This window comes from Deinococcus multiflagellatus (assembly GCF_020166415.1).
Taxonomy (GTDB): domain Bacteria; phylum Deinococcota; class Deinococci; order Deinococcales; family Deinococcaceae; genus Deinococcus; species Deinococcus multiflagellatus.
Window position 1 is genome coordinate 102,538 of the sequence record NZ_JAIQXV010000016.1, and the last position, 11,251, is coordinate 113,788.

The window sequence follows — 11,251 nt, forward strand, 5'->3', positions numbered from 1 at the left end:
TTCCCCGACCGCCCAGCGTGCTGCGCCGCTGGGCGGCGTTGTTTGGCAAACTCTCACGCCGCCCAAGGTCAGGGCATGACTACCCTACGCGCACCCCGCACAAGCCGGTGGTCCAGGTCCCAGCATCTATTGATTGCCTGGGTCTGTACCCTTGCGGCTCTCCTCGCTCTGAGCTACCTGGTCTACGCCGCGGCTCAGGTCTCACTGGCCATCGGCCAGAACCTCCTCACCGCGCCTGTCCAGACTGCCGCCGGCACATCAACCTGGGGACAAGTCCTCGGCGCTGATTCAGCGGGAATGGCGGCGCTGAAATGCAACTTTCAAACCGCCTGCGCGACCTGGTTCGGCGAGAGTTTAAACCTGCGCTTCAACCTGCAACTGCAGGTGCTGCCGATGATGATCACGTTCATGGCCATGGTCTTTGCCTGGCGCCAGGTGCCAGACACTCTGATTCGGAAGGACCCTGGACAAGGGGCTTGGGCCAGCCTGGAAGATAAACAACTGGCTTTGCTGGCCAAGGTTCCTGTCAAAGACAAAAAGTTTCGCGCCGAGTTGGACAAGATCGCCAAAAGGAGTCCGCCGTCGCTGTACCTGGGACACCTGATCCCCTGGATTCCGGCCAGCAACGAGTTTTTGTGGCACTCTCCCAAGCTGGCGCTGCTGGGTGAGCGTCTGCGCCATGAGAATGTGCTGGTCACAGGCGCACCAGGCTCAGGTAAGACGCGCGGCCTGTTCAGGCAAAACATCGTTTTAGACGCGCACTACGGGCGGACAGCCATCGTATTCGACATGAAGTGGCCGCAAATGGACAGCGGCTTCGGGGACCTCGCCCTGTACTGGCACCGCCTGGGAAGGCCGGTCTACGTGTTTGCGCCCTTCTCTCCGACGAGCATGAGGATGCCGCTGCTGGACGGCATCAACACTCTGGACGAGGCCTTGAAATTGAGTCGGGCAATTATTGCCCCGCCGGAGTACAAGGATGAATCAGGCGCCTACTACAAGGACAACGAAAGGCGTGCGCTTGCGGCCATGATCCTGGCCATTGCCAATGGCCCCACGCCGAACATGCGTGAATTGAAACGTCTGGGTGAAATGAACTTTGAGGAGTTCACCGATTGGTACAAGCGCCAGCAGAACCCGGAAATCCGAAGTGCGCTTAAAGCCCTATTCGACATGCGGCCCGACCAGATTGCCGCCATGCTCGCCGGCGTGGTCAACAAGCTGTCGGTGTTTTACAACCCCGAGGTCTCCCGCGCCACAAGTGCAGGTGACAATCCTGACGAGCACATTGACCTGCACAAAATCTACCGGGAAGGCGGCCTGCTGATTGTCGGTATCTCCAGCAAAGATATTCAGGCGGGTGAAGGCGAAATTCTCCTGCAACTGATCAAGCGCCGGTCCGACCGGGCGCTGCTGGATGTGGCAGACGAGAGCCCTGGTGGCCACCTTCCGATCACCGCCACCTATTACCTGGACGAGCTGCCCGGCCTGGGGCGTCTCCCCTACCTGATGGCCAACCTGGCCCAGCTGCGGTCGAAGTGGGTGTGCCTGATGCTGGGGGTTCAGAACTCGGATCAGGGTGGACTGGTCTACAGCCGGGAGTACTGGCAAGCGCTAAGCACCAACAATCTTGGCACGCGGGTCGACTTCATTCAGGGGTCTTCCAAAGAGGACGCCAAGAACCTGTCGGAAGAAATCGGCGAATACACCGTCGATGAAACCAGCATCAACAAAACCGGCCACCCCATGTTCAACACGCCGTGGAGTGATCAGGCCCGCAAGGGCGAGGGCGTCAAGCTGGCCAGACGCCGGCTGTTGACTCCAGAAGAAATCAAACGCTTTCCGCGGGACCTCGCCGCTGTCTTTACAAAGGGGCAGAACCCTCTTCTGGTCGCCACACCTGCGATTGATTCCCCAACCCTGGAGCTGATGACCCCAGATGGGCGCGTGGTTACCGTTCGCAACGAGCTCTATCCCCTGTGGAACCGGACCATGAGTGGCGTGCAGAACATCGAGCAGGAGACCAAAGCGCTGATTGCCAGTCTGGGCATTGGCGCCAAGGACCTGACGAAGCCTGAGCCTGTGCTATGCGCGCCGGACTACTGGATGACCTGGCTGCAAGAACTTATGTCCAGCGGCGCGATGGCGCGTATTCAAAAAAGCGACGACAAGCTCAAAGTCATGATTCGCCGGGATTCGCTGGCACCTGAACTAAGCCGTGAGCGAGACATCAACTACTTCCTCGGGGAAGGGTGGTTGAACGTGGCCACCAACGAAGAGGAATTGACCATTACCCAGGCAGGGCTGAACACGGCCGGCAAACTGCTGGAGCGCGCGCTGCAACATTTCGTGGTTACTGGCCCCGCCCTGTACTGGGCGCGTACCCACGCGGCGAAGGTCAAAGGCTACCCCGGTCACGACAGTGCAGCGGAGCCGGATGCCGTGTACTCGGCCGAGCTGCTGTCGATCAGTGAGGAGGTGGCCCAGCAACTGTACGGCGTTGTCCCTGATCTGCCGGTCGTCACGCTGCATGGCCGCGCGCTGATTCAGATTCCCCTGAGTGATCCGCAGGCCCTGAGAGAGGCCATTGAGCGGGCTATTCAGAAAGCGGACAGCGGTGAAATGGCACCGGCCAGCGGCAGTTCGCCTGCAACCAAGACCAAGTCGAAGCCACATAAGAAGGAGATGGGATGGAAAAAGACGGTCGCTCCCACCACCGAGCAGCGCTCAGTTGAGCCGCCTGCCGGTCTCGCGCAATCCAGTGCCCCGACTGGCTCCGAGGCGCATTCAACGCCCAACACCGATTCGCCTCTTCCCCACGACCCCAATGTCAACGCTTTTCTCGACGCCTACGGAGATGACTAATGCGCGCCGCTGCTCTACTGATCCTGTCCCTGTCCCTGGCCTCCGCCCAGCCGGCCTTGCCCTCCCCTGCTGCGCCCTTGGCCGCCACTCAGCTCAACGTCTCAAATCAACTTCCCGCCATGATTCTCTCGGCCAATCAGGTGGTGTTGTATGCCCCAGCGCTTATGCGTCCCGACGTTGCCGAGGCGGTGCGCCGGGCCATTACCGAGCGGGGGACCCAGGTGTTTTTGCTGACCACGCGGCCTCCACTGTTCTCAGACAACAGTCTGACGTTCAGGTTGATGCTGATGAAGGTGCCGACCTACCTCACCAGTGGCAGCGGCCTGCCCTTCGCACTGCTTGACGGTCAGGCCATCAGTGGCCCTGGCGTAGCTGGCCCAGGGACCGCCACGTTGGCCTCCAGAGAGACTGCAGCGCGCCTGACCCGTTGGACTCAGGACGTCACGCAGGCCAAGCCGCTGAACCCCGTCGAGATGGTCAAGGTGTGGGTCGAGCAAAAACATGGCGTGCGACTGAAATGAGGCGCGCAAAACTCTCGCGCTTAGAGGATAGGCCCATGAAGAAATTGTTGCTCTCTGCCGCTTTGCTTCTGTCGACCGCCTCTGCCCAGCTCACTGCCCCTGCCGGGAGTAGTCCTTATCTGGGGGCGAACATCACCCGCACCTACAGTGTGGATGACCTGATGACGCGGCCAGGTCTCCTGGCGATCGGGAAGGGTGACCTGTACACACTTGACTTTCCGTCTGATGTCGTGGCTGTGGTGACGCCTCAAAGCGCGTCTCTCGATATTCCGGAGCCGATTGGCAACGTCTTGTCAATCACTTCCAAGGTGTCGAACGGAACGGCTCAGATGACGGTGTATCTGGAGAATGGCAAATATGCCCAGTTCATGCTGACGTTTACTCCCGGCGGCACAGGCATGAAGCGCATCAAGGTCCTGGACGTCCCGAAAATTGATTACGCGCAGCCTATTCCGGCGCCCGTGCCAGCAGCGACCAGCATGCCCAGTTTTACAGCGCCGGCGCCCATCTTTACACCCACCACAGCCAAAACGGTGACAGGTGTTTCGACTGACCGCCAGCAGGTCCAGAGTGTGCTGGCGCCAGTCGCCGGACTTCCCGCTGCAGTGCCAGCAATTACCCGCGCGCAACCTGAGTGGTTGACCTTTGGCGCTGCCCTGGCTCCTGAAGCCCAGGGTGACGTGCTGGCCGTGACCGTGACCAACAGCGGGGCCAGACCACTCGTGTTCAACGGCAAGGACGTCGCCGTGACAGTTGATGGCCGCCAGATGCTGGCGACATCGGCTGCAGAGATTCGTGTGGAGCCGGGACAAACGCAGCGCATTGTGCTGACGCTGGGCGGTCGCGTTGAACCTGGTGCGGCCCTGACCTTGGAGTGGCTGGCGTTCGATGCGGGGGCAAATGCGTTTTACCGCGTGGCCACCCGCACGTTTTGAAGCCCAGGACGAAACCCCAGGGGATCGTTGCGTTTGACGAAGTGCGCCCCTCCTTTTTGTGGGGCGCACTTCTGACGGGAGCCGGCCTGTTTGCGGCCACGCACATTCTCTTGGGCCCACCCTGGACCCTGCTGGCAGCCGCCATCCTGCCGCTCGTGATGGTACCAACGACCCTGTTTGTGCAGACCTGTTGGGATTTTTACACCTGGAGGCCTTGTAATGATGCGAATTCAAACGGCAGCGCTCAGTCTGATGGCGATATTGACAGCAGCGGGCCAGACAGCAGGCGCCGAAGCGCTCCTGAGTCTGATTGAGAAAGGTGGACAGGACCAGAGCAGTGTCAACCGGGTGATGCCTTTTGTGGAGTTGCGGGACACCGCCGGGCGGGACCGGGAATACAGCGTGCCTTACGTTCCAGAACTCAGCGTCAAAAACGTCGCAGCAGACTTCGTTGCCAACTGGAAGTCGTACCAAGACACCCTGCACTGGGCCATGATGGTGGGGATCAACAACAACGTGACTGCACTGGGGTTGCCGCACGACCTGCACTTTGCGAACTGCACGCTTCAACTTCCTGCAGATCTCACCATCTCCGCTGGCCAGCTTCTAACCGGCTCCAGCTGGATCAAAGCCGATCCTGCCTCCATCAAACTGAAGACCAGCAACCCCAGTAGTGAGCGGGCCAAAACCTTACCCGAGGGAGGCGTGAACGGCTGGCGAGATGACGGGGTATCGCTGGAAAATTACGATATTCCCCGCGTTGATCGTCGGCGCTACTGCGCGTATTCCAACATCGAGCTAATTCCCGATGAGCTGATGATGTATGTGCCGGGCGTGCGCGTCTGCTCTCCGTTTGGCTGCGTGGCCACCCCCGATTATCCAAAGCCGACCTACGTCAACTGGGATGGCCTGCGGGGGCGCCTGCAGGCTGTGTGCGCAGCAGCCAACAAGGGTGAAACGTCCAACTATCAGAAGGAGAATCTGCTGACGCTGTCGAAAAATACACCTCTGGCCATTCACTGGAATGGCGTGGGCACCGTCACGGGCACGCGCAGTGGCACCACCATGGCGCCGTTTTACGCTCTGGGGACCAATCTTCTGAGTGTGGCCAGCATGGCCAAAACGGACCCGCGGTTTCCAGCCTATGTCAGTGGTCGACTTCCAGTTGATCCTTCGGCCGTACTTAGCAAGGGCCACGTGGGAGTCCCTGAGCTGGAAGTGTTGAAACGCTATCTGGAGCCGGGGAATCTCGAAGAGCAAGAGGCGCAGGGAGAAGCCACCTTCTTCCAGGCCTGGCAGCAACTGGACACACTCAATGATTTTCGTCCCCTGCGGTACTGGGCCAAAGCAATGGAGTGCAACATTTTTGGCACATGTACACCGGTTCCCCTGCCGCTGCTGGCCCCAAATGCGGTGGTTACGCCGGTGAATTGCACGGTCCCCAGTGCGGCCGTACGGACTGGCACCACGACGATCAATCAGTACCGGTACCGGTGGGGAGTCGTCAGCACCCCAGAGGGATTTACGGTGCCGAACGTCACGGGGTCGCCCGTCTTGCGGCCCGACAAGGAGTAATCGGTGAAACGCTTTGTGTCTGTTCTGCTGCTGGTCAGTGTATTTGGGACCAGTGTTCAGGCTGCATCTCAGCCGCTCGTCTCTGGCCCTGGCGGTTATCAGTACACGCCGGGTCTCACCCCAGCGCAACAGCAGCAGCTGAAAGCCAGCCTGGAGGCCGTGGTGGCCCCTCCAACAGTGGTCGGCACTGGTCTCAAGCCTGCAGTAACGGCCATTTTGAACAGTCGGAGCCAGATCAGCGGTTTGGTGGGCCCTCTGCCCCGTGAACTGGAAGAAGCGCTGAACCGCGCGGCCATTCGCACGCCCGTGCGCCTAGTCATGGCTACCAAAACGGCTCCTGTCACGGCAGCGCTGGCCCGCGCGAAACGGATTCTGATTCCTACCAGCTCTGTAACCACCATGATTGCCGCAGATCACCTGCTCATCACAGTCACGCCGCAGGGCATCACGGTGCTCAAGTCAAGCCATTTGGCGGCTCAGATTCATGCACGGGTTGATCAGGTGGAAACAGCCACAGCACCTGCCAGATAACAGCCTAGGCATTCTCAAGCCTCCGCGCCTGGCGCGGAGGCTTTGTCGTCCAACCCTCGCGCTGCCCAGACTGGGGCATGAAGAATGTCTTGGACCGGCTTCGCAAGCGCCCACCGACCCTTTCACCTGATCTGCCACCTGGCGCCCGCATGGCCGTCACCTCTGACCTAGACCCTTTTGCAGCGGCCCCTACGTCCGTGCCCGAAGAGGCGAGCGAACTGGTCTATGACCCCAGTCAGCTAGAGGTTCTGAAGCCTCAGATCGAGTCGTTGGGGCATCAGTTACCGGATGATCCCGCGTCACCTGAGTTCAAAGAGCTGATTGACAAGCTGCGCCCCGGGCACCCGCATCTGGCTGTCGCGGTCCAAGGGATGGTTCGGAATACAGCGCTGGACGAAAGCAATCAAATCATGCAGGAAGCAGAGCGCAATGCCCGGCGAGCCAATGCTCCCATAGAGAAGCTCCGCGAAATCTTCTTTGTCCCGAATGCCAACGGTGAGGCGGTTTTCAATAAGAAGGCAGCTGCAGTCGCTGCAGTGACGGGTGGCCTGCTCCTTTTTGCGGCGATTGCCACGTACAACCCAGGCGGCGGCGCGGCAGCAACAAAGCCAGCAACGGCCAGCCAGGGTGTAACGGTCACCAACGGTGATGGCAGCACGACCACCACCTACCCTGACGGCAGCATCCTGATCAAAAAGACAGATGGCAGCCAGGAGGTCAAAAAGCCAAATGGTGAAGTGGTGGTCAAAACAGCGGATGGCACGATCACCACGACCTATCCGGACGGGCACACCATGGTGAAAACTGCAGATGGCAGCAGTGTTGAAACCCTGAGTGACGGCTCCAAAGTCAACAGAGACGCCGCTGGAAACATCATCAGCACCACGCCCCCCGCCAGCGTGACTGGAGCAGAAAACGCCCTGTTGACCGGTGGACCTGATGGGACCACGACAACTGAAGCTGCAGAGTTGCCCGTCCCCCCAACTGGAGGCGCGCCAGCGCCCACCGCGCAGACCGATTCGTACAACCCCTCTGAGGTTGGCTATACGCCGGCGCCAGCGCCTTATCCCACCGATGCGGAGTTGGCGAGCGGAGTCAGTACAGAGAGTCCCCCTGCGGCGTCTGACGACCCCTTTTCCGGAACCCCATACGAAGCGGGAATCTACAATCCCACCGACGCGGAGGTGGCAGCCGGATACACGGCAGGAAAAGCGCCTGTCAGTGTGCCAGCGCCAGTCACTGAACGTGTGCCCGTGACCTTCACGCCACCGGCAAGCATGGCAGAGCAGGAAAGTGCACTGTCAACTCCAGTTAATCAGGCCGAGCAGAGCTCCGTTGCGGCCGTGACCACATCTGCACCAAGCCCTGCCAGTGTCCGTCTGATGGTGTACAGGATGGGCCAGAACCAGCAAGGTGGTGCTCAAGGCAGTGGGGAGGACAACAGTGGAGCCAATGCGCAACCAGCCACATCCAGCTCCGCCAGCAGTGGAGGGAACGCAGGTGCCACTGTCGTGTACCGCAAGGCGTCGGCTGCGCCTCTCCAGGTTATTCGGGCTGGTGGGGCAGTAAGTACGCCCAACACGCCTGAGGCTGTCAAAAATGGACCCAGTACAGCTGGGACGGCGACATCTGAGACAGGTGGGATGACCGTGTTCAAAAAGGCAACGCCCTCAACTTCCCTGACCCGTATTGTCAGGCCCACGAGCACCAGCGTTGAGAACGCGCCAGCTGAATCTGCCCCCGCACCGACGCCGCTGGCCCCGACGACCGACACGGGCGCTCCACCGCAGCCAACCACACTCCTGGCCTACGCGGCCAACAACAAGGTCGAGGGAGAAGCCCCTGCCACGGCCAGTCCTTATCGTCTGGGGCAGCGTGTTCTGGCCACACTGGAAACAGGCGTTTATGTCGCGCAGGGCGGCGGCACATTGCCTATCTATGCCAGCACCCAGGACGGCACCCTATGGCGCGGCACGGTAAGCCTGGACCGGACAAAGCGGGTCCTGATCGTATTTGACCGCGCCGTGTTGCGAGACGGAACGGAGGTGGAGGTTCAGGCATCGGCATACAACCTGGACGGCACACCTGGACTGGTGGCGCAGTACCGGGATATCGCGCCCACCCTCGCTAATGACCTGATCCGTTCGGCTGTCTCCGGGGTTCGGGATTACGTGGACGCGAAATTGCAGGCAACGTCAACCACCACGTCAACTGGGGGCGCCGTAACTGTCGAGCGTCAGGTGCCGACCATCTGGGAGAGTGTGGCAGGAAGTGCAACAGGTATATTCCAGCTGCCAACCACACAGAACACGTTCGTGACTGTGGCGCAGATCAAAGTTGGCATGCAGTTCGCCTTGGTGTACGGACCAGTGAAAACGGAACAAGACGCGGGCCGCTGAGCCGCTCAGCCGGGCGGGTGGGTTTCAAAACCCACCCGCCCTTCTTGTGGCTTGGAAGACTGCGGAAGAGGCGGCAGGCGGTTCAGAGGTGTGGTGAAGTGCAGCAAACATAAGCGGATGCAGCGCCCGTGCACTCGCGGCAGGAGGCACTGGTTCTGGTGGGCTTTCAGCTCATGCTGAACAGTCATCGCCTTTCAATATTTGGGAAAAAGTGTTGTCACCGCAGTGCTCTGCAACCGCATCTCAACGGCCAAATTTGGAATCAACGGCTCCACATACGCCTGCACTAACTCCGCAAAACTCTCGCGCCAATGACCCTGAGATCGGAGGTGCAACAGCACATGCAAACCACTACCCTTGACCGTTCCTCGACCCCTCGTCCTGCTTTCCGCTCCATCCTTCTGCTGATGATCGTTACGGTGGCGATCGGTGTGCTCATGGCCGTGATGAGCCCGGCCGCCAGCGCTGCTGGTCTGGACACGCAGCTGAACCCTGCGGCTGCACAGATCTGCGCCAACCTCAACGCCGTGGCCAAGTCTGCTTTCGTGTCTGTAATCGCCCTGTGTATGTTTGCAGCCGGCGGCGCCATGATCTGGTTCAAGGTGCGCGGCGGCCTCGGCATGATGGCGTTCGGCCTGGTGGGTTTCTTCGTGGTCAAGAACCTGGTGCCGATCGCAAAGAGCTTCGGCATCGTGCCTGCGGGCATCACCTGCTGAGCAATCATTTCGCTCTGTGAGTGGCGGACGCTGAGGCTTCCGCCACTCTTCTTCAAGGAGAAGCGCCCGTGCGAACGACCAAGCTCTACAGCTTCAACACTGGCACCAGCGTGGCCGGCATCAACGGCAACGTTCTGGTACTGGGTGCCGTCCTCGAGTTTCCTTTTGGCTACGTCATCAACATGTTTCTTGAAGGCTTGCCAGCCATCCTTTTGATTGGAGTCCTCTACTGGCGGGGGTTCTTGAAGTTGGCCGAATGGCTCGTCGAAGTCATTCCACCGAAGTATTTTGTCCACCTGATTGAGTGGGTCCGGGTGGGTAATGCGCTTTATGTCACCAATGATTCCTCTCCTCTGCCCCTGAGCGTTCCTGACCGCACGCTTTCGGGGGCTGTCAGAGAAGGGCCGCGCGTTGCTGTGCCGGCCCTGAACCGCGTGTCTTAAATCGTTAACAGAAGAGTTGCAGGCGGGGTGCAATTTTGCACCCCGCCGCGCTGCTGTCCCTGCCCGGACTCTCGCGCCAGTAGAGATATGGCGTGGAGGAAATCACATGAAAAGCGTCAAATGGCCATTGATCTATATCGCCCTCGGTGTCTTGGCGGGAATTCTGATTCTGGGTGGGCAGTGGGGGGCAGGCGTCATCAGCCTGGCGCTGACCGTTGGCCTCTCGCAGCTGGTCAAGATTCGTAGGGTTCTGGAGACCCTGACGGAGGTCTCTACCGAGCTTGGTGAACGGAGCACGGCGCAGGACACCGCTTGATGCGCCGCGCCGTTCTGACGACCCTGCTGACCTGCACAGGCGCCGCTGCAGCCGTTTGCTCAGCAGACGTGAGCACGCGCCAACTGGTGGAGCGAACTGCCGCCGCCCACGGCCTACCGCCCTTCATTCTGACTGCGTTGGTCTTCCACGAATCTGGTTTTTGCGCGCAGGCCCTCAGCCCTGCTGGGGCGATTGGCTATGGCCAATTGATGCCGGCCACCGCACGGGGTCTGGGTGTCAATCCCTACGTCCCTCGCGAAAACATTTGGGGTGCGGCCAAGTACCTCCGGCAACAGTGGAATACCTTCGCCAACTGGCCACTGGCCCTGGCTGCCTATAACGCTGGCCCTGGCGCTGTGCGTCAATTCGGACGCGTGCCGCCATATGCCGAAACGCAGGCCTACGTGCGGAAGGTACTCGCTACCTACGCCGCGCTGGCCAGTCAACACCGCACCGTCACCCAGAGGGTGCAAGTCCCATTCCGCCCAGGGCTCCAGCGCCCTGTTATCAGCCCTGCACAGTCCTCCCCTCGCGCCGTGATAACCACCCCTCTGCCTCGTACGCCCGTGGTGTCGGCAGCGACGCCAGCCACACGTGAGACGGCCCCAGTCGGTCCCCATGCGGCGCCACGTGAAGACCAGAGCAGAAGCAGCCTGCTGGTCTATCGCGCGGCATCTGCCCGCTAACTGATGACTGGTGGCCACCCAGGCCACAGGCAGCTGATTGCAGAAGAACGGAAGCATTTACGGAAGACCTGGTGTAGCGCAGAGGCGTTTCACCAGGTGTTGTTTGGGTGGTGCCTCTGCGCCACTTTCTGTTTTCGCCAGCCACCCGCTGAGGCCCTTTCCAGAGCTTTCAAGGAGCACCATATGTTTGTCAAAGATGTCACCACAACGCGTGAGTACCAGGCGGCGCTGAACATTCTGCCTGGTGACATTCGGGAGATTGTT

General features: G+C 60.3%; 11 protein-coding genes. 10 read left to right on the forward strand and 1 reads right to left on the reverse strand.

The features are described 5' to 3' along the window. Positions 1-129 precede the first annotated feature (129 nt). From K7W41_RS16950 to K7W41_RS16995, 10 genes are all read left to right on the forward strand, one after another. Positions 130-2,865 carry a type IV secretory system conjugative DNA transfer family protein gene (locus K7W41_RS16950; RefSeq protein WP_224611003.1) on the forward strand — a complete coding sequence of 912 codons (2,736 nt, stop codon included), beginning with the start codon at positions 130-132 and terminating at the stop codon, positions 2,863-2,865. After that, on the forward strand, positions 2,865-3,386 hold the full coding sequence (locus K7W41_RS16955; RefSeq protein WP_224611005.1) for a hypothetical protein: 522 nt from the start codon (positions 2,865-2,867) through the stop codon (positions 3,384-3,386). Before K7W41_RS16950 ends, K7W41_RS16955 begins: the two co-directional genes overlap by 1 nt. Before the next feature lie 35 nt (positions 3,387-3,421). Next, positions 3,422-4,321, forward strand: a complete 900-nt coding sequence (locus K7W41_RS16960) for a hypothetical protein (RefSeq protein ID WP_224611015.1) — start codon at positions 3,422-3,424, stop codon at positions 4,319-4,321. A 219-nt stretch (positions 4,322-4,540) separates the two neighbouring features. Continuing rightward, positions 4,541-5,896 (forward strand): hypothetical protein, encoded by a 1,356-nt coding sequence (locus K7W41_RS16965; protein ID WP_224611017.1) that lies wholly within the window; start codon positions 4,541-4,543, stop codon positions 5,894-5,896. A 3-nt stretch (positions 5,897-5,899) separates the two neighbouring features. Next, entirely contained in the window at positions 5,900-6,427 is a 528-nt protein-coding gene (locus K7W41_RS16970) for a hypothetical protein (RefSeq protein ID WP_224611019.1), read from the forward strand. Between the two features lie 77 nt (positions 6,428-6,504). Further along, a complete protein-coding gene (locus K7W41_RS16975) occupies positions 6,505-8,826 on the forward strand; it encodes a hypothetical protein (protein ID WP_224611025.1) in 2,322 nt (773 codons plus the stop codon). 407 nt (positions 8,827-9,233) lie between these two features. Then, positions 9,234-9,542, forward strand: coding sequence for a hypothetical protein (locus tag K7W41_RS16980; RefSeq protein ID WP_224611027.1), 309 nt, complete (start codon positions 9,234-9,236; stop codon positions 9,540-9,542). Positions 9,543-9,610: 68 nt separating this feature from the next. After that, on the forward strand, positions 9,611-9,985 hold the full coding sequence (locus K7W41_RS16985; RefSeq protein WP_224611029.1) for a hypothetical protein: 375 nt from the start codon (positions 9,611-9,613) through the stop codon (positions 9,983-9,985). Positions 9,986-10,091: 106 nt separating this feature from the next. After that, entirely contained in the window at positions 10,092-10,301 is a 210-nt protein-coding gene (locus K7W41_RS16990) for a hypothetical protein (RefSeq protein ID WP_224611031.1), read from the forward strand. After that, complete coding sequence (locus K7W41_RS16995; RefSeq protein ID WP_224611033.1) at positions 10,301-10,987, forward strand: lytic transglycosylase domain-containing protein; 687 nt, start codon at positions 10,301-10,303, stop codon at positions 10,985-10,987. Before K7W41_RS16990 ends, K7W41_RS16995 begins: the two co-directional genes overlap by 1 nt. Positions 10,988-11,044: 57 nt before the next feature. Here K7W41_RS16995 and K7W41_RS17000 read toward each other — a convergent pair. Next, positions 11,045-11,251, reverse strand: a 207-nt coding sequence (locus K7W41_RS17000) for a hypothetical protein (RefSeq protein ID WP_224611035.1), incomplete at its 5' end; no start/stop codon positions are given.